Raw genomic sequence first — 18,966 nt, 5'->3', positions numbered from 1 at the left:
TTCCTCCAAAATTTGCGGGTTGTCATTCAGCCGGAGTCGCTTCGGGAGAGGTCCAGGACCCGTCAAAATAGGCTTCCTGTGGCAGGTAGATTCGCAGCATGTAGTTCCATTCCCTCATGATCGGCAGGAAATTCGGCTGGGACGGATCGCCACCGAAATGGATGGTCGCGCTGCCGTCCTCGTTGTATTCGGCCTTCGCACTATTGATGACGTATTTGTCGAAGTCGTTTTTCTCGAAGAAGCCAGCATCGTTGTAGACGCTGATCGACCAGAAGGCGTTCGGCGCGTTCGGAACATCCTTCAATGTCAGGACGTAAGGCGTTTCGCCGTCGTTCTTCACCGGGATGAAGTTCTGATAGACGGCGTTTTCGGGCTTCCAGCCGCCCCAGGTGTCGGCGGTGGCGACGACGTAGGAGATCGGGTCCACGTCCTCGATGGAGGCGCCGAATGCGGTATCGCGTTTCTTGAGGTATTTCCCGAGCACCTTGAGGGCGTCGCGCATCTCGTCGAGGGCATCCATATCCCAATTCGGGACTTCGAACTTGCCCTTGTCCGCCTGAGAAACCTTCAGGCCGTCCTGGGCGGCGTGAGCGAGCGCAAGATCATCCGGGTCTTCCGCGTCTACGAGCGTGCGGACGATGATGTAGACATAGCGGCTGCCCATCGCGTCCTGAGTCAGTTCGTAGTCGCCCGGCTCGTAGATCACCTGTTTCGCAAAATGGTCTTCGTTCAGTATGAGCAGCGACTGGTAGCGTTCACCGGTATCGGGTCTGGTGATGACCGCCGGAGTCGTCAGATCGAGTACGATGCCGGAATAGAGAGTGTCCCGGTTCGAGCGCACGACTGTTTGATTGTCGATCGGCGTCAGTTCGCGAATGTGGTGCCATTGGCCCAGAAGATCGAACACCTTGATCGAAACCGCCATCATGTGATGGGTTTCGGCCCTCGGAAAATCCTTCAGGGTGAGGGGAACGGTATTCACCTTCGCGGAGAATTCGGACGGATCCAGAGCCGCCTGGACGTCATTTGATGCGCCTTGTGAAAAAGCCGCACCCGTTGACGCGAAGAGAATAGCGAAAACTGCGAGCGCGCTGGCTGTGGTTGTTCTCACTCTGGTCGCTTTGAGAAAGCTGTTACGGAGCATTGGTGTCCCTCCTTTGAGCGCGACGGAACCATGCAGGCGCACACCCTCTTTCCGAGTTTTTTTGGTCGGGCACGTTGCTTCGGTTCCGTGCGGAATTTCCGCTACGAAAGTATCACGCTGTGAGTGATCAATTTGCGCCATTTGCAGGGCTGCCGTTCACATTGCACGGCTCGGTCGGGGCAGGTCGACATAGCTCGTATGTGGTAAAAATACGTGCACTTCTAAAAGCCTATCCGGATTCAGAGCCTGGAGATTCTGTGCCAGACGTCGCGAGCGTCGGAGACAGAGGTGAAGTGGCCTCCGCCGGCAATCTCGGTGATCGAAAACGACTTCGCGCGTTCCCCGATCGGCACCAGATCGCTCAGCGGCGTGAGCGGGTCGTCGGCGCCGTGAATGACGGTGACGGGGACTGGAAGTTCGGTCTTCTCGGCCGACCAGTCGCGCATCGTAAAGACGAAATCCGCCGTCATGCCCCAGGTCGAATACTGATAGAGGTCGGCGAACATGGCGTAGGCGGGCGTGCCGGTATAGGTGCCGTCGAGGACATCGCGGTCCTTGCCGGCTGTGCCGAACAGGCTGAGCAGCATGGTCTTGCAGGTCGCGCGGTCGGAATAATACTCGGCGAACTGGTTGTTGATGGCGTCGAACAGGCGCGAGTCATTGGTGAGTTCGCGCATGGCGCCGTAGAACTCGCCGGCCCGGCTCTCGCTGGAGCGTGCCGTGCGGGCGAGGTTGGTCGACAACAGCACAAGGTGTTCGATGAGCGCCGGATACCGCGTCGCAAAGCGAGTTGCGATGACGGCGCCGAGGGAAATGCCGATCACGGGGATGGGGCCGATCCCGGCTTCTTCCACAAACAGCGCGATGTCTGCGATGGCGCGTTCGATGGGATTGCCACTCGCCTGCGTCGGTGTTGCCGGCGTGCCGTCTAGAAATCCGGTGCGGATCGGCATCAGGAGGCGGATGCCGGCGTCCTCGAGATGCCGCGAGAGGTCGCACAGGGAAATCGGGAACATCATGCCGTGGATCATCAGCATTCGGCGGCCGCTGGACGGGCCGCTTTCGAGCACGCGGAGCAGGTTGCCGTTGCCAAGCCGCCGCACCGTGAGCCGGCAGTCATTGGCGAGATAGCGGGAGACAAAGTCTTCGGCGATGTCGGTGGTTCCCGTATCCGCATCGATCAGGGTCAAAAGGTGGACGAGTTGCCCCAGTACTTTCTGCACCGTTTCTCGCTGACCGTGACAGCCAAGCTTGTGGGCCGCGTTCTTCACGTGCATGCGCTTGGTTTCGTAGGAAACGCGGTCGAGTTCGGCGGCCTGGCGCAGGTCGATGCCGGCAATCAGCTGGAAGATCACCTTTTCCTCGCTGCGGCTGAGCCGCGCGGCTTCGTTGAAATAGGCAAGAATGAAGCGAAACACCGGCAAGGTGATGGAGAGTGCCCGCAGGCTGGTTTCGGGTTTTGTCGGCGTTCGCGACGTGGTGACGGGCAGGAGCCAGGTCAGGGCGCCACGGCTTGTATCCAGATGCAGGGCGCCCGCGGTCGGCGTTTCGCGCTGAACGAAATCCGCCAGAGCCGCGATATCGGGATGCTCCCGGCTGTTTGCCGCGAGCTTGGTGTGCCGGTGAACCAGGTCGGAGGCGCCACCGCGCCGGAACCGGCCGTCGAGTGTGAAGTCAGCCCATGGGACAACGTAGCCGTCATCGCCGGAGGCGCCGCGCATGGTTCGCAGCATGCGGGACAACGCTTCCTGCGCTGCGTCGTCGGGCAGCAAGGACAGGGCCGAGCGGAGCGTGCTCTCAAGCGGCGCCTTCATTGTCGGTCCCGAACTCCCCTTTGGTGACTGCCCCGTATCCGAACTTAAGGAAAACGAGGTTGCCCGTCAGGTGGCCGGGCGGTGTCCTCACGAAACTGTCATTACGTTTCTGCCCGTTTCTGCGTCTGTGGCCGCCGAACCCACCCAATTGGGTGATGTGTGCGACCGCTGCGGCATTAATCTTTCCTTAACCGGCCGTGCGGTGCGCGCGGCGGATGCGATCGCGCGGAAGGACAGGGGAGATCTGCGGTCATGTGTGACATCTGCAGTGCAATGACACGGTTCGACAAAGACTGCGTCTATGCCGAATTCAGTGCGACGAGCACCGGAAGCGACGTTCCAGGGCAGACGATTGCGGCAAACAATATCCCGCATGCCGGGGAAACCTGGGCCGAGTGGATCGAAGCGCCGAACTACGCCCACAATTTCACCGATCGTGGCGTCATGACGGTCAACTCGACCTTCGATGGTGCGATCGGGACACTGGGCGACAGCGACTGGATCCGCATCGATCTGCAGCAGGGCAAGAGCTACAAGATCCAGATGTACTCCTTCTCGATGGAGACGTTTCTGGCGCTCGCCGACAACAACGGCAACGTGCTGACCTTCGACGAATTCGAGACCACCGTCGTCAACGGCATTACCTACGCGGTTTCAACGCTGGAGGTGACGGCGTCGCGCACCGGCACCTACTACATCATCGCCGAGGAACAGGGGCACAACGGAACCGGCGCCTATACCGTTGGCGTCGAGGAGACGAGCTCGACGAATACCGGTCCGCTGCGGAACTGGAGCCTCGACGAGATATCCGAACGGCTCACCGATTCCGGCTGGGACTTCTTCGGCGGCGTCCGCAGAAGCTGGAACAAGGAGACGATCACCTATGATCTGTCGGATATGGACCCGGCGCTGCGCCCGTTGGTGAGTCATGCGTTCGATGCCTGGGAGAAGGTGACCGGGCTAACCTTCGTCAACGTCTCCAATCAGAACAACATCATCAACGGCCTCGCGACCGCCGATATCACTTTCGACGATGAGCAGCTCGGCGCGGCCTGGGCGAACTCGAAGACCAGCGGCGCGAACATCACCAGCGTCAATATCAACATCGGCAAGGATCTGGATTCTGTCTACAACGTGACCTTCGACAGTTACCTGTTCCAGACCTTCATTCACGAAATCGGCCATGCGATCGGACTGGCGCATGCTGGCGACTACAATGCCGGGCAGGGCAGTCCGGTCTCCTATCCCGACAGCGTCCTGTTCAAGAACGACAGTTGGAACAAGACGATTATGTCGTACATCAACCAGTCGATGAACACGAACGACAATGCCGACTATGCGCTTGTCGTCACGCCGATGATCGCTGACCTGGTTGCGGTCCATGATCTCTACGGGGCGCCGAAGAAGGCCTATCACGGCAACACCCGTTACGGCGTGAATTCCAATACCGGCGACTATATGGACGACATCTTCGATGTCTTGTGCAAGGGCGACACGTCGTCGAACCTGATCGGCGGTGGTCAGCCGCTTTCGTTCACGCTTTGGGATACGGGTGGCCGGGATACGATTGATTTCCGCACCGATACGGCGCGTCAGGTGGTCGATCTGCGCCCGACGAAGCTGTCGACCGTCTACGGCACCAAAGGATCGATGGTGATCGGGCCCGACACGGTGATCGAGAATTACATCGCCGGAAAGAAAGCCGACAAGGTCACCGGCAATGGCGCGAAGAACAGTCTGGAAGGGCGAAACGGCAACGACACGCTCAGCGGTGGCGGCAATAACGACACGCTCAATGGCGGCGGCAACAATGACGTCCTCAGGGGCGAAGCGGGCAATGACCGGCTCATTGGCGCGGCGGGCAACGATGTCGTGAACGGCGGCAGCGGGCGGGATACGGCCGTCTATACCGGCAAGGCCGATGCGACCGTCGATCTGCGGAAGACCGGGGCGCAGGCAACAGGCCAGGGGCGGGACAAGCTGCAGAGTATCGAGAATGTCGTGTCCGCGAACGGTGACGACAAGCTGACCGGCAAGGCCGGGGCGAATACGCTCGATGGTAACAACGGCAAGGACACGCTGCTCGGCCTTGGCGGCAACGACCTGATAATTGGCGGCGGCGCGAACGACATCCTCAAGGGTGGGAGCGGTCGCGACAAGCTGAAGGGAGAAGCCGGCAACGACCATCTATTTGGCAATGCCGGCAACGACACCCTGATCGGTGGTAGCGGTATCGATGTCGCCCATTTCGACGGCGGCAAGAACCGCTACGACGTTACCAAGATCGGCGCCAACAAGTACAAGGTCGTCGATACGCTCGGCAATCTCGGAACCGATATCCTGACCAGTGTCGAGAAGATCAAGTTCGACGTCGGCCCGGCATTCGACATCGACACGTTGCTGTGAGCCGGCGCTGGTCGACGTGTCAGGCCGGCACTTCGACCTTGACCCATTCGCCCAGTGGAATGAAGTGGCTCTTGGGATCGCCGCAGACATGGCAGATCCAGTCGTCGGGCAGGTTCTGGAAGGCGACACCCGGCGGGATCGGATTGTCCTCATCGATGGTGTTGATGTCGCCGAGTGACGGATCGTAGATGTAGGGATCGCAGTCCTGATTGGTGCACTGCCACTTCTCCAGCCGCACGATTTTCGTCGCCGGGGCTGCGTGTCCGCGCTTGAGGCCGACCAGCGTTGCTAGACCGGAGAGAAGGGCGGCTAGGAATTGCCGCCGGTTTGCCGGCTTTCGCATGGGCTTTCTCATCCGCATCGGTTGATCGTCGCAAAGGAACGGCCGGGAAACAGGCTATGTTCCCGGCCGCTTCGTGTCTCACTTGCTGGTCCGCCGCCGATTGGCGTGCCGCACCAGTGCAAGGTGTCGGTTAGCCGACCAGGCCGCCGTCATTGCGGGTGACGATGACGATCGCCGAGCGCGGCACGGCGTTGCCGCCTTCCGGCCAGTGGCTGTCACCGCGTTCACCCGGATGCTGGATGCCGACGAGCATGGCGCGACGGTCCGGCGTCCAGGTGAGGCCGGTGACCTCGCATTCCTTCGGGCCGACCAGGAAGCGGCGGATTTCGCCGGTTGCCGGGTCGCCCGCGAGCATCTGGTTGTTGCCCTGACCGGCGAAGTCCTTCTCGTTCGAGTAGTTGCCGTCGGTCTGGATCCACAACAGCCCGTTGGAATCGAACTGGAGACCGTCCGGCGAGTTGAACATATTGTCCTTGTTGACGTTTTCCGAACCCTTGCGGGCATCGGAATGGACCGTCGGGTTGCCGGCAAGAACGAACAGGTCCCAGGCGAACGTGTCCGCGGTGTGGTCGCCGCCTTGCGGACGCCAGCGCACGATCTGGCCGAACTTGTTGGCCTCGCGCGGGTTCGGGCCGCCGACCGGGGTCTCGTCGCCGCCGGCATTGGTCTTGATGCCGCGGTTCTTGTTGTTGGTCAGCGCGCAGTAGACTTCGGCCGCGTTCGGATTGGCCGAGATCCATTCCGGGCGGTCCATGGTGGTGGCGCCGACCTTCGAGCCGGCCTGGCGAGTGTAGACGCAGATCTCGGCCTGACTGGCGAAACCGGTGGTTTCCGGGGTCAGGGCGAGCCACTCGCCACTGCCGTCCTCGTTGAACCTGGCGACGTAGAGCGTGCCGTCGTTCAGCAGGTCGTCGGTGTCGCCGCCCGGCGCGTAGACGCCGTTCGAGACGTAGCGGTAGACGAACTCACCGCGCTCGTCGTCGCCGAGATAGACGACGACGCGGCCGTCATTGTTGACGACGCATTCGGCGTTCTCGTGCTTGAAGCGGCCAAGCGCGGTGCGCTTCTTCGGCGTCGAGGTCGGGTCGCGCGGATCGATTTCGACGACGTAGCCGGCGCGGTTCGGTTCGGTCGGATGCTTGGAGACGTCGAAACGCTCGTCGATGTCGGCCCAGCCGTAGCCCCAGTCCTTGGCCGAGATGCCGTAGCGCTTCAGTTCCGGCGACTGTTCCCAGCCTTCCTCAGAAGCCGAGAAGTAACCGTTGAAGTTCTCTTCACAGGTCAGGTAGGTGCCCCACGGGGTCGGGCCCGAACCGCAGTTGTTCCAGGTGCCGAGCGACTTCGTGCCGGTCGCGTCCGCAGCGGTCTTCAGGAGGTCATGGCCGGCAGCCGGACCGGTCAGCTCCATCTCGCTCTTGGGGGTGATGCGGCGGTTCAGCGGGCTGTCCTTGACGATGCCCCACTTGCCGTTCTGCTTGGCGATTTCGACGATCGTGATGCCGTGCGCCATCATGCCCTTGGCGATGTCGTCGGCGTTCTCCGACTTGCCTTCGGCGCGATTGCCCCAGATGATTTCGCGGTTGGTGTACTCGTTGTTGACGACGAGCACGGTCTTGTCACCGATCGAGTAGACCTGCATGCCGTCGGTGTTGTCGCCGAAGGCGCGCGCCTGGGTCTCAGCGGTGCCGCGGGTCGCATGGTCGAAGTCGGCGACGTCGGACCACAGCGGATCGCCCCAGCGCACCAGCACGTCGGCGGAGTAGCCTTCGGGAACCGTCACGAGGTCTTCGGAGTTGGTCGCGATAGCGGCAAAGGCGAAGCGGTCGCTCGCGGCCTTGGCGGTCGACAGCGCGGTGCTGCTCAGCATTGCGAAGCTGCCGAAGGCGAGCGCGCCGCCCAGCAGGCTGCGGCGGCTGATGGCGGCTTCCACGATCCGGTCGAAGTCGGTTTCTTGCGGACGCGGAGAGACGATCTCGTCGAATTCGTCAAAGGTCAGGTCGGTCTTGTGCGATGAAGACATGGGGGGAACCCTCTGTAGCCCAAGGTCAGTGCTCGAATGTGTTTGCGCTCGTCAGATCCGCAGCCAAGTGTATCGGTTTCCTGACCCACTCTCAGGTGGAAGGCGACCGGAATAACGACAAATTGACCGGAGCAGGCCGCGATCTGTCCGAGAGTGAGAGTTCTATGTTCGGACTGCTGAGGTTTTGTGACAGAAGCAGCGGGTTGCAGCTTTTCTCGTGCGCGGGGCCGGTTATCCTCCAAGGGATTTGGCATCCCATCGGGGCGATGCCATTGTATTGCCAAGCAAAAAGGGCAGGTATCATGCCTGTCAGAACGATACGTCAATCCGGTGGGGGGAGCCGATGCCAAGCAGGTGGCTGCAGATCAAGGGGGATCCGTCGATTCGGTCGCAGTTGTTCGACCAGAGCCGGGTCGAAAGCCTTTTCGACAAGGCCATCGATCAGGTCCACGACGTCGTGCGGATCATGCTGACGCGCAAGGGCGTCTTCCACACCAAGATCCACTATTCGTCGTGCCAGCTCACATGCTGGTTTGCGCATGATCCGTTTGGCTACGAAAAATACGTGCGCGAAGAGGTTCTCGCCGACGGGTTCCTCGACCGCTTCCCGGATACCGATCACGCCGGTGAGGTGCCGGTCATCGATGAGGAGCAGCTTGTCCGATTGCTCGCGGAATTCCGGCGCCTGCGGTTGAGCGACGAAACGCTCTATCTGCGCAATGCCGCGATCAATCTGATCAATGGCATGATCAACATGTCGTTTTCCTGCGACGGAACGCAGTACATCGATCACAAGTCGTTTTTCGAAGAGCTGGACACCTTCGCCTGAGACGAGGGGCTCCGGAATCTGCGCCACTCCCCCGCACTACATGGCTGCGAACTGCGTTGCCGATTGCTGGAGGCGAGCGAAGGGGAGGGACTGCGCCGTTTTGCAAATGCGTGGCATTTGTGAGAAAACGCGGTATGTTCGCATTTGCCGCTTCGGCGGGGTGTGCCCGAAAACAACCGCGAGTGACGAACAACGTGCGAACCCTCCGCAGTTTCCTCGTCCTTTTGATGGTGGCTTCCTTCGCGTTTGCGGGCGCGCGGTTTTCCCATGCCGAAGAGCTGACCGGACATCACGCTACCGGCGGCGGTCATCACTGCCACGGGCCGCTTTGTCTGGAGTTCGGCGATGAGCATCACAAACAGCCCGCCGGCTCGGAACACGAGCCGCTGATCCATTGTGGGGCGGCCGTGCTCGCGATCGTCGATACGTCCGTGACGTTGCCCATGAAGCAGAAGGCGGTTCACGAAGTCGTGCCGCTCGCCATCGCCCGCGGCCGTCTCGCGATACTCGATCCGCCCCCTCCGCGCATTTCCCGTTCCTGACAGGTGAAGCTGTGGCCGGTGTCCGGTCACGACTGCGATCCAACGGAAACGGGACTCTCACAATGACTGGAAGATATCTTCGCGCGGGAGCTGGTGCTTCCGCTCTCTATGCGTTGGCGGTTGCCGCCGCGCTCGCCCATGGCGGTGCCGTCGGTGTCGTCAAGGAACGGATGGACGCCATGTCCGCCATGGCAAAGGCCGTGAAGGCGACGGCGGAAATGTTCAAGGGGACGGCCCCCTACGACGCTGATGCGGTGAAACGGACCGCCGCAATCATCAACAAGCACTCGGGCGATGCTCTGACCAAGCTGTTTCCGCAAGGAAGCTCCCATCCACCCTCCGAAGCGCGCAAGGCGATCTGGCGTGACTGGCAGACCTTTGCCGATCTCGCGAGGCGCCTTGAGGTGCAGAGTGCGGGTCTTGCCGCTGCCGCCGAGAATGAGCCGGATCGCGCGGCGGGAGCTTCATCTGGCGGAAGTACGGGTGCCGTGATGATGGCCAGTTCATCTTCGATGACGGTGTCGGAAAACGAGCTCGCGGCGATGCCGGCGAAGCGCGTTTTCGGGCTGGTCGTCAAAACCTGCTCTGACTGTCACAGCGATTTTCGCCGGGAAAGGAAATGAAGCGGGTCGGTATCGTTGCTGCTCTGGTGCTGGCTTTGGCCGGTACCGGGGCGGGGGCGCTCTGGCTATGGCCGATCGGCGAGCCGGTCGTCCTGGCGGACAGGAAAGGCGACGCGTCGCGTGGCGCCTATCTCGCCCGCATGGCGGGTTGCATTGCTTGCCATACGAACAGTGCAAAGGGCGGAGCCCCGCTTGCTGGCGGACTGGCGCTCGAAACCAAGTTCGGCACGTTCTACACGCCGAACCTGACACCTGACGAGAAACACGGGCTTGGAGCCTGGTCGCTGGACGACTTCGCGCGCGCCGTGCGGCAGGGCGTTTCGCCGTCCGGCGAGCCGTACTATCCGGCGTTCCCTTACCCGTTCTACCGTCATCTTTCCGATCAGGATGTCGCCGATCTGTGGGCGGCATTCCGGATGCTGCCGGCCGTTGCCGCGCCGTCGCGGCCGCAGGCACTTCACTTTCCCTTCTCGTTTCGCCCCGGGCTGAAGCTTTGGCGCGCAGCATTCCTGTCGGACACACCGCTCAGTCCCGATCCGGGCAAGAGCGAGCAATGGAACCGCGGGCAATACATCGTTCGCGGACCGGCTCATTGCGGAGCCTGCCACACGCCGCGAAACCTTGCCGGTGCGCGGCTGACGAACCGGCGCCTGGAAGGCAATCCGGCGCTTCCCGAAGGGGGGAGCGCTCCGGCAATCTCAACCGCTGCGCTTCACGAAAGCGGCTGGAAACCCGGCGATATCGCGTATGCGCTGGAAACCGGGATCATGCCCGATGGCGACGTCTTCGGATCTTCGATGGCGAAAGTCGTGGATGACGGCACATCGTTCCTGACCGATGCCGACCGCAAGGCGGTCGCCACCTATCTGCTCGATGAGGAACCAGCGAAGTGATGCTTTCCAGACCAATCTTTGTTGCCGGGGCATTGGAGAGGTTGACCTGGTACGAGGTCACGGCGCGTTCACGACCGTTTGACGGAAATGTCAGTTCAGGAGGAGCGCTTGGCCGCGCTATCACACGGTCATGTTGAGAAGCTTGCTCATCCTTGTTCTGGCGTTTGCCGTCTGGGGCAACGGCTGGATGCCGATGCTGGCGAAGGCGACGGCTGCGCCCGGTTTCGGGCCGGCCGCGCTCGTCTGCGCGGACATGCCGGGGGATGAGGCCGCCGAGGATGATACACTCGGTTCGACTGTTGCCGTATCGAATGCCGACGCCAATTGCTGCAAGGCGTTCGGCGGCACGGCGAAGCGCGGACACTCTTCCTGCCATACCGATCTCGGTGCCTTGACCGGTGACGCCGCAGACCTGGCACGATCGGCCCATAACGTCGGGCCGGGATATGTCGATCTCCTCTCTTCCGGTCGGGCAACCGCTCCGCCGTCTCGCCCACCGCAAGCAATCTCCTGATTTCCGCACGGGCTGGCAAAGGCCAGTCACTCAATTGGAATTCATCAGGAGATGTTCATGTCTGTTTCCATTCGGCCGGACGAGGTCAGTCGTCGGCAATTCATCGGTACGCTGGCGAGCCTGTCCGGGTTGCTGGTTGCCGGTTGTTCGCAAACCGTTCGGCAGCAAAAGCCGGCACTTACGCCGGTTCCGGCCACACCGTCCGCCCCGGTGCTGATGTATCGCGCCATGCCGGACGAACTGTTCCCATTGCCCGCGGTCGATTTGCGCAAGGTGCCCGAAAGATACTATCGCGCCCACGTTCCCGACCCGACCGGCGAAGCGCCGGGAACGCTCTATGTCGATACCGCGAATTTCTATCTCTATCTCGTCGAGGAAAACGGGATGGCGCGGCGATACGGGGTCGGCCTCGGCCGTGCCGGTTTCGCGTGGTCGGGCCGGGCGCGGATTGCCTGGAAGCAGAAATGGCCGAAATGGACGCCGCCCGACGAGATGATCGAGCGCTCGCCCGAGCTGGAGAAGTACAGCGTGCGCAATGGCGGCATGCCGCCGGGGCTCGGCAATCCGCTCGGTGCCCGCGCGCTCTACATCTTCGAAGGACGGGTCGACACGCTCTACCGCATTCACGGCACCAATGAGCCAGGCAGTATCGGCCGGGCCGTCTCAAGCGGCTGCGTGCGGCTTTTGAACCAGGACGTGGTCGATCTCTATGACCGTGTTCGCAATGGCTCCTCGATTGTCGTTGTGTGAGGGAAGGGGGTTCACATGACCGCAATAATCTCGAAGCGTCGACTTGCCGTTGGCGGAGTGATGCTCGCGGTGGCGGCGGTGGCGTATTCCGTCATCGTCGCGCGAGGTCATCCCGAAAATGCTGTCGGCCTGTTTCGGCCCGATGACCCAGCGGTCGTTGCCTCGGGTCGCGTTCTCTACGTGGAGCATTGCGCCGCCTGTCACGGCGACAACCTTGAGGGCCAGCCGGACTGGAAGACGCGTGGAGCGGATGGCCTGCTTCCCGCGCCGCCGCACGACGAAACGGGGCACACCTGGCATCACACCGATGATGTGTTGTTCGGTATCACCAAGCAGGGTGTCGCCAGATTTGCCGGTCTCGACGACTACCAGTCGAGCATGCAGCCTTTCGAGGGCGTCCTGAGCGACGACGAGATCATCGCCGTGCTGTCCTACATCAAGAGCCGCTGGCCGGAACAGGTCCGCCGCCGTCACGATCAGATGAATGCCGCGAAGGCTGCGTCATCGGGGTAGCGGGGAGTTCCGGGCCGGAGAGGCTGCCTGCTAAAGCGACTGGTGCACTTGAGTGGACCAAACTCGAACACGAAGTGTTCGCAAGCTCGAGCGCGCGCCGGCCGGTCAGGCCGCCCCTCGGAGCTGATGAGCGAAAGCGAGTTCAGCGTGAGAGAAGAGGTGGTGCGGACGGCGGGACTCGAACCCGCATGGGCTAGGCCCGAGGGATTTTAAGTCCCTTGTGTCTACCAATTCCACCACGTCCGCATTCGCGCCCCGAGCCGTCGGGCGCCCTGAGCCATCGGGCGCAACGAGCAATAAGGCGTGCCGGTTCCATCTGGGCCGGCACCTTTCCGGTAAGGCCTCGGCATCGCGCGGTCAAGCGCGGCGAGGCGTGAGCCGTTCCGTGCCCTGCGGTTGCAGGGCTGAGAGGGCGGATCAGCCGGCGCTCGTCTTCGAGATCGGCGGCTGGAACGACAGGCCCATGTCCCAGGGGAAGTAGATCCAGGTGTCCTGCGAGACCTCGGTGACGAAGGTGTCGACCATCGGCCGGCCCATCGGCTTGGCGTAGACGGTGGCGAAATGGGCGTTCGGCAGGCGCTCGCGGACGATCTTCGCGGTCTTGCCGGTGTCGACCAGATCGTCGATGACCAGCACGCCCTTGCCGCCTTCGCCGCCGATCTCGGTGACGTGGTCGGCGATTTCCTTGATGACCTTGAGCTCACCCTGTTCCTGATAGTCGTGATAGGAGGCGACGCAGATCGTCTCGATCAGGCGGATGCCGAGTTCGCGCGTCACGATTGCCGCCGGCACGAGGCCGCCGCGGGTGATGCAGACGATGGCCTGCCAGTCGCCCTGGCCGGACAGACGCCAGGCGAGCGCGCGGGCGTCGCGGTGGAACTGGTCCCAGGATACGGGAAAGGCTTTGTCGGGGGTCGGGCCGTCGCTCATGGCGTTTCTCTCGGTCTCTCTCGGTCGGTTTCGTTCGGGTTGTTCAGTCAGTGCTTGTCGGTCTTCGGCAGGGTGTCGAGCATGGCTTCGACCTCGCCGGCGACCGTCTTCAAGAGGGCGGCATCGCGGGCGCGCACGACGATGCGCGTGGCGAAACGGCCTTCCTCGAAATAGGGGTAAGAGCCGATCATGGTGTCTGGATGGGCTTCCTGAATGGCGCCGAGCGGGGCGGAAATCACGCTCTCGGGGCGACCGGCATCGATGGTCTCCGACAGGATCCTGTCACCGGTCCGCAACATCGGCACGAGGGCATCGAACATCGCTTGCATGACGGAGGGCACGCCGGCCATCACGTAGACATTGCCGATGTAGAAGCCGGGCAGGCCGGACACCGTGTTCTCGATCAGGCCGCCGCCTTTCGGCACACGCGCCATGCGCAGGCGCGCCGGGGTGATCTCGTAGCCCGGCCGGCGGCTCTTCATGATCTCGACGATGCGGTCGTTGATCTCAAGCGTCGTGTCGAAGGCCTCGGCAACCGCGTCGGCGGTGATGTCGTCGTGGGTCGGGCCGATGCCGCCGGTGGTGAAGAGATAGGTGTAGCGGGCGCGCAGTTCGTTGATCGCGTCGACGATACGGTCATTCTCGTCGGGGACGATACGCACTTCCTTCAGGTCGATGCCGATATTGGTGCAGTATTCGGCAATGAAGCCGATGTTCTTGTCCTTGGTGCGGCCGGAAAGGATTTCATCGCCGATGACGAGGATCGCGGCGGTGACGATAGTGCCCGACGGCGCGGCATCTGACGGGTGCGATGCGGTCATGCGGCTTCTGCCCTTGCGTTTCCTCGTTCCTTGTCGTGTAGGGCAGGCGCGCGGCGCACTCAAGCCCCAACGGGAACGGGGCTGGGGAAACCGGGGGAGAACCGGGGCTCTAGGGCCGCCAGCTGTAGATCCAGTCGTAGCGGGCAAGCAGCATGCGCGAGCCGAGCACGCGCAGGCCCGCATCGCGGAAATGCGCGGCCGGGCCGGACGCATGGTAGAGCTTGTCGTTCTCGAGCGCGGTGGCGACGACCCGCTCGACGCGTGGGCGGCGGCGGTGTTCGTAGGCGCTAAGCGCCGCTTCGACGGGCTGGTCGCTGCCAAGCTCCTGGGCAAGGATGGCGCCGTCCTCGATGGCCATGGCCGCGCCTTGCGCTGCAAAGGGCAGCATCGCATGGGCGGCATCGCCGAGCAGGGCGACGCGGCCGCGATGCCAGGGCTGGCCCGCCGGCGGCATGCCGCAGAGCGCCCATTTCAGCCATTCATCGGGCAGCGAGAGAACGGCGCGAGCAAGCGGTGCCCAGTTGGCGAAGCGTCGCAGCAGAACGGCCGGGTCGCCGGGCGCGCTCCAGCCCTCCTCGTTCCAGTCGTCCTTGACGATTGCGACGATGTTGAACTTTGTGCCGCCGGAAACCGGATAGTGGACGAGATGGGCGCTCGGGCCGATCCACAGTCCGCCATTGAACCGGAATTGCGCCGGTGCCGCTTCGATCGGCAGCAGTGCCCGCCAGGCCGTGCGACCGGTAAAGGCGGCGCCGGGAAGTTTCAGCACATTGGCGCGGACCTTCGACCAGACGCCGTCGGCGGCGACAAGCGCGTCGGCGGTGACCGGCGCGGGAATGTCGGGGCCCTCGAGCATCACGGTAACGCCGGAGGCGTCTTCGTTTGCGTCAACGACGGCGGCGCCGAGGCGGAGGTCGATATTCGGATTGGCGCGGGCGGCTTCGCCGAGCACGGCTTGCAGTTCGCCACGATGGATCGACCAGTAGGGCGCGCCGTAGCGCTTCTCGGCGTTCTCTCCGAGATTGACGTGGTTCAGCTCATGGGCGCTGCGGCCGGCATGGATGCGGATCGAGAGGGGCGCGACGGCGACGGCTTTCAGCGCGTCGTGCAGCCCGAGGTCGATCAGGATGCGGCTGGCATTCGGCGAGATCTGCAGCCCGGCGCCAACCTCATGCAGCGCGGGCGCGCGTTCCAGCACGGTGACGCGCATGCCGACCTTCGCAAGCGAAAGCGCCGCGGCGAGGCCGCCGATGCCGGCGCCGGCAATGGCAATGTGGCGTTCCATCTTTGTGGAGGGTGTTATTCGGCGGCTTCTGCGACGACGACGCAGTTGGCCGGGTCGGCGTCACCGGCGCCGAGCGACGCGTCGTAGACAAAGCGCGTCGAGCAATAGGGACAGACCGCTTCGCTGTCGCCGCCCATGTCGAGGAAGACGTGCGGATGATCGAACGGCGCGCGGGCGCCGATGCACATGAACTCGCGGGCTCCGACGCGGATTGAGGCGACGCCGTCGTCGTTGCAGAAATGGGGAACGATCTGGTGAGCCATGGCGGCAAGCTTCCATCGCTGGGGACCGAAACGGCGGATGCTCGGGACTGCCGGAACGGTCGATTGCAAGGTGTTGCGCGGGAATGGGCGCAGTGGTCGGCACAATAGCGAGCCGGCCGTGTGATGAACAGACCCTTTCGCCGCGCTCGGCGTGCGGTGTGCGCCGCGTTGTGCGGTTTCGACGGATGACGCCTTTTCAGCGTCGGGGCGAGCCCCTATGTTCGCCGCTTCGATCAGGACAAAATGCAGGCGCGAGCGAGGCCGGACATGGATTCATTCGATTCGCAGGGTGTGGAGATCGCCTATTTCGACAAGGGCGAGGGCGCGCCGACGCTGCTCATTCACGGCTTTGCCTCGAACGCCCATGTGAACTGGGTCTACACCGGCTGGGTCGACATGCTGGTCAAATCCGGCCGGCGGGTGATCGGCGTCGACAATCGTGGCCACGGCGAAAGCGAGAAGCTCTACGATCCGGCGTATTACGGCGCGCCGACCATGGCGGAGGATGCGAAGCGTCTGCTCGACCATCTCGACATCGAGAGCGCCGATGTAATGGGCTATTCGATGGGCGCGCGCATTACCGCGTTCCTGGCCGCAACGGCGCCGGATCGGGTCCGCACCGCTGTCTTCGGCGGCCTCGGCTACGGCATGGTGACGGGTGTCGGTGCGCCGGAACCGATTGCCGAGGCGCTCGAGGCCGAATCGATTTCGCATGTCACTGATGCAACGGGGCGTGCCTTCCGCAAATTCGCGGAGCAGACGAAGAGCGATTTTCTGGCGCTGGCCGCCTGCATGCGTTCGTCGCGGCAGAAGATCGATCCGGCGACGCTCGCGACGCTGACCATGCCGATTCTCGTCGCCGTCGGGACCACGGACACCATCGCCGGCTCGGCCGACGAGCTTGCCGCGCTGCTGCCCGACGCCGAGGTGCTTGATATACCGGGCCGCGATCATATGCTCGCCGTGGGCGACAAGACCTACAAGGCCGGCACGATGGAATTCTGGACGCGCCGGTCCTGACGATCGGGCATCGAGCGGCCGGTACGAGAACCGGGCTCGGGCGAGGGGGCGACAGGGTGCACAGAGTCGAATTTTCGGGAACGGCGGGCAATCGCCTCGTCGGCGATCTCCACGAGGGTGAAGAGGGGCGCGGGCCGGTCGTGCTTCTGCTGCATGGCGGCGGGCAGACCCGCTACGCGTGGGAGGAGACGGCGGCGCGTCTGGCGCGCGAAGGGCTGCGGGCGATTGCGCTCGACCAGCGCGGCCATGGCGATAGCGAATGGGTCGAGGGCGGCGATTACACCTTCGCCGACTACGCCGCCGATCTCGTTGCCGTCGCCGGGCAGATCGCGCAGCGGTATGGCTCGGCGCCGATCGTGATTGGGGCTTCACTCGGCGGCATTTCCGGGATGCTCGCCGAGGGCGAAAGTGACGGCTCGCTGTTGTCCGCGCTGATCCTCGTCGACATCGTTCCCCGGCTCGATCCGAACGGCGTTGCCCGCATCACCGGCTTCATGCGCGACCGCATGGAGGAGGGCTTCGCCTCCATCGACGAGGCGGCCGACGCGGTCGCCGCCTATCTCCCGAACCGGGAGCGGCCGCGCTCGCTGGAAGGCCTCAGGAAAAATCTGCGCCTACACGATGACGGTCGCTATCGCTGGCACTGGGACCCGCGGTTCCTGTCCGGGCCGAGGTCGGTCGCCAACGAGCCGGCCGATATGGAAGCGCGGATGCTCGACGCCGTGCGCCATATCCACGTGCCGGTCCTGTTGGTGCGCGGCGGGCGTTCGGAACTGGTTTCGGAAGACCATGCGCGCGAGTTTCTCGAACTCGTGCCGCAGGCGGATTACGCCGATGTTTCCGGAGCGGGCCACATGGTGGCGGGCGACCGCAACGACGTTTTCGCCGACGCCGTCGTCGAATTCCTGCGCAAGATCCTGGTTTAAGAGCGCTCGAAAAGCTGAGTCGGCAGAATCGGTTAGGGCTGGTTCCGAAAGTTCAGATTCCGATTCAAAGTGGCCGCTTCAACGCCTTCACAGAGTGATTCAAGTGCGGATTTTGCGCCCGGCGGAGCCGCTCCGCGCGGTTGGCTAAAGTGCCGGAAAACTGCCGAAAACCGCAGAGTCTCGGGGTTCGCAGGGCGTCGCGCAAACCGTCGATTTATGGTTAATCGACGGTTAACGGGCATGGTTAACAAAAGGTGAGTCTTTCGAGGGTGTTGGCCGGATTTTCCGATAATCCGATTCACGCCGTTGAGAAATTGATTCCCCAGCATGAGAAATCGATTCAAGAACTTCCGTTAGGGAAGTTGTGCGCCCGAAAGGTCATTTGCCTTCGAAGACGGGCTTCCGTTTTTCCATGAAGGCGGTGCGCCCCTCGGCGAAGTCGGCGCTGTCGAAACAGATGTTCGTCATCGCGCGGACATGCTCCCAGTCGGCGGCGGCCGGGTCTCCGGCGACGGCGTCGATGGCGGCCTTGGCGGAGATGTGCGTCAGCGGAGCGTTTTCAGCAATCGTTTCGGCGACAGCCCGCGTTTCGGCTTCCAGATCGAGGGCGAAGATGACGCGGTCGACGAGGCCAAGCGCGAGGGCTTCCTCGTGGTGGACGCGCCGCGCGGTGAAGAACAGATCCTTGGCGCGCGACGGGCCGATCAGCTTGACGACATCGCGGATGCCGTCGGGCGGGTAGCCGACGCCAAGCCGGGCGGCGGGGATCGAGAACACGGCATCATCGGCGGCGAAGCGCAGGTCGGCGGCGACTGCAAGCCCCATGCCGCCGCCCATGCAGAAACCCTTGATCATGGCGATCGTCGGCTTCACCGCGTGGCGCAGGGCGGCATAGGCCGCGGCGTTCGCCTCTTCGTAGGCGAGCGCGCTCGCGGCGTCCTTGCGGGTCTCGGCGAATTCGGAGATGTCGGCGCCAGCCACGAAGGCGGCATCGCCGGCGCCACGAATGATGATGACGCGGACATCCGGGTGCTGGTCGAGTTCCTTGACGACCGCCGGGATCGCCTTCCACATCGACAGCGACACGGCGTTGCGGCGCACCGGGTTGTCGATGATCAGCCAGCCGATCGGGGCTTCGATGCGCCCGACGATATGCGGGTCGGTCGAGGGAACGGTGGGGGTCATCGGGCTCTCCGGCTGTCTGGAACGACGTTTGCTACAGTTCGGCAATCGTTGTCTTCGCCCGGCACGCATGGAGTCAAGGCGACGGAAGACGGAGACGAGATTTTCGCCGGGTGGCGGCAAGTGCGTTTAAGGTCTCTTGACCTCG

19 protein-coding genes and 1 tRNA gene are annotated in these 18,966 nt (G+C 63.1%); 10 read left to right on the top strand and 10 right to left on the bottom strand.

Going from position 1 to position 18,966, the window contains the following annotated elements; translation table 11 throughout:
• Positions 1-22: 22 nt before the first annotated feature.
• Together C0606_11640 and C0606_11635 are read right to left on the bottom strand one after the other, a co-directional pair.
• The gene (locus tag C0606_11640; protein PLX37149.1) at positions 23-1,285 is read right to left on the bottom strand and encodes a hypothetical protein; all 1,263 of its coding nucleotides are present in this window, start codon (positions 1,283-1,285) and stop codon (positions 23-25) included.
• Positions 1,286-1,383: 98 nt separating this feature from the next.
• Positions 1,384-2,958, bottom strand: a complete 1,575-nt coding sequence (locus tag C0606_11635; GenBank protein ID PLX37148.1) for a hypothetical protein — start codon at positions 2,956-2,958, stop codon at positions 1,384-1,386.
• 252 nt (positions 2,959-3,210) lie between these two features.
• Between C0606_11635 and C0606_11630 the strand changes: the two genes are divergently transcribed.
• Entirely contained in the window at positions 3,211-5,364 is a 2,154-nt protein-coding gene (locus C0606_11630; protein ID PLX37147.1) for a hypothetical protein, read from the top strand.
• Positions 5,365-5,383: 19 nt separating this feature from the next.
• Here C0606_11630 and C0606_11625 read toward each other — a convergent pair whose 3' ends face one another.
• Entirely contained in the window at positions 5,384-5,596 is a 213-nt protein-coding gene (locus C0606_11625; GenBank protein PLX37329.1) for a rubredoxin, read from the bottom strand.
• A gap of 241 nt (positions 5,597-5,837) precedes the next feature.
• Complete coding sequence (locus C0606_11620) at positions 5,838-7,727, bottom strand: transcriptional initiation protein Tat (GenBank protein PLX37146.1); 1,890 nt, start codon at positions 7,725-7,727, stop codon at positions 5,838-5,840.
• A 343-nt stretch (positions 7,728-8,070) separates the two neighbouring features.
• Between C0606_11620 and C0606_11615 the strand changes: the two genes are divergently transcribed.
• The 7 genes from C0606_11615 (at position 8,071) to C0606_11585 (ending at position 12,391) form a co-directional block, all read left to right on the top strand.
• Positions 8,071-8,556, top strand: a complete 486-nt coding sequence (locus C0606_11615) for a hypothetical protein (GenBank protein PLX37145.1) — start codon at positions 8,071-8,073, stop codon at positions 8,554-8,556.
• 227 nt (positions 8,557-8,783) lie between these two features.
• Positions 8,784-9,098 carry a hypothetical protein gene (locus tag C0606_11610; GenBank protein ID PLX37144.1) on the top strand — a complete coding sequence of 105 codons (315 nt, stop codon included), beginning with the start codon at positions 8,784-8,786 and terminating at the stop codon, positions 9,096-9,098.
• 62 nt (positions 9,099-9,160) lie between these two features.
• A complete protein-coding gene (locus tag C0606_11605; GenBank protein PLX37143.1) occupies positions 9,161-9,721 on the top strand; it encodes a cytochrome C in 561 nt (186 codons plus the stop codon).
• Positions 9,718-10,614, top strand: coding sequence for a cytochrome C (locus C0606_11600; protein ID PLX37142.1), 897 nt, complete (start codon positions 9,718-9,720; stop codon positions 10,612-10,614). The genes C0606_11605 and C0606_11600 overlap by 4 nt, the downstream gene beginning before the upstream one ends.
• 130 nt (positions 10,615-10,744) lie before the next feature.
• Entirely contained in the window at positions 10,745-11,128 is a 384-nt protein-coding gene (locus C0606_11595; protein PLX37141.1) for a hypothetical protein, read from the top strand.
• Positions 11,129-11,344: 216 nt separating this feature from the next.
• The gene (locus C0606_11590) at positions 11,345-11,878 is read left to right on the top strand and encodes a L,D-transpeptidase (GenBank protein ID PLX37328.1); all 534 of its coding nucleotides are present in this window, start codon (positions 11,345-11,347) and stop codon (positions 11,876-11,878) included.
• Between the two features lie 27 nt (positions 11,879-11,905).
• A complete protein-coding gene (locus C0606_11585; GenBank protein ID PLX37327.1) occupies positions 11,906-12,391 on the top strand; it encodes a cytochrome C in 486 nt (161 codons plus the stop codon).
• Positions 12,392-12,551: 160 nt separating this feature from the next.
• On the opposite strand, the gene C0606_11580 is transcribed toward C0606_11585, so the two are convergent.
• From C0606_11580 to C0606_11560, 5 genes are all read right to left on the bottom strand, one after another.
• Positions 12,552-12,637, bottom strand: a tRNA-Leu gene (locus C0606_11580).
• Positions 12,638-12,808: 171 nt separating this feature from the next.
• The gene (locus C0606_11575; protein PLX37140.1) at positions 12,809-13,321 is read right to left on the bottom strand and encodes a xanthine phosphoribosyltransferase; all 513 of its coding nucleotides are present in this window, start codon (positions 13,319-13,321) and stop codon (positions 12,809-12,811) included.
• 47 nt (positions 13,322-13,368) lie between these two features.
• Positions 13,369-14,142, bottom strand: a complete 774-nt coding sequence (locus C0606_11570) for a competence/damage-inducible protein A (GenBank protein ID PLX37139.1) — start codon at positions 14,140-14,142, stop codon at positions 13,369-13,371.
• Between the two features lie 109 nt (positions 14,143-14,251).
• A complete protein-coding gene (locus C0606_11565; GenBank protein ID PLX37138.1) occupies positions 14,252-15,427 on the bottom strand; it encodes a monooxygenase in 1,176 nt (391 codons plus the stop codon).
• 14 nt (positions 15,428-15,441) lie between these two features.
• The gene (locus tag C0606_11560; GenBank protein ID PLX37137.1) at positions 15,442-15,690 is read right to left on the bottom strand and encodes a zinc-finger domain-containing protein; all 249 of its coding nucleotides are present in this window, start codon (positions 15,688-15,690) and stop codon (positions 15,442-15,444) included.
• Positions 15,691-15,957: 267 nt separating this feature from the next.
• Between C0606_11560 and C0606_11555 the strand changes: the two genes are divergently transcribed.
• Together C0606_11555 and C0606_11550 are read left to right on the top strand one after the other, a co-directional pair.
• Positions 15,958-16,710, top strand: coding sequence for an alpha/beta hydrolase (locus C0606_11555; protein PLX37136.1), 753 nt, complete (start codon positions 15,958-15,960; stop codon positions 16,708-16,710).
• 56 nt (positions 16,711-16,766) lie between these two features.
• Positions 16,767-17,636, top strand: a complete 870-nt coding sequence (locus tag C0606_11550; protein ID PLX37135.1) for an alpha/beta hydrolase — start codon at positions 16,767-16,769, stop codon at positions 17,634-17,636.
• A 378-nt stretch (positions 17,637-18,014) separates the two neighbouring features.
• On the opposite strand, the gene C0606_11545 is transcribed toward C0606_11550, so the two are convergent.
• Positions 18,015-18,821, bottom strand: coding sequence for an enoyl-CoA hydratase (locus C0606_11545; GenBank protein ID PLX37134.1), 807 nt, complete (start codon positions 18,819-18,821; stop codon positions 18,015-18,017).
• Positions 18,822-18,966: the final 145 nt, after the last annotated feature.

Source organism: Hyphomicrobiales bacterium (genome assembly GCA_002869065.1).
Classification (GTDB): Bacteria; Pseudomonadota; Alphaproteobacteria; order Rhizobiales; family Rhodobiaceae; genus Rhodobium.
Note: the sequence above shows the minus strand (reverse complement) of the source record. Positions and strands in the feature narration are given on the sequence as shown.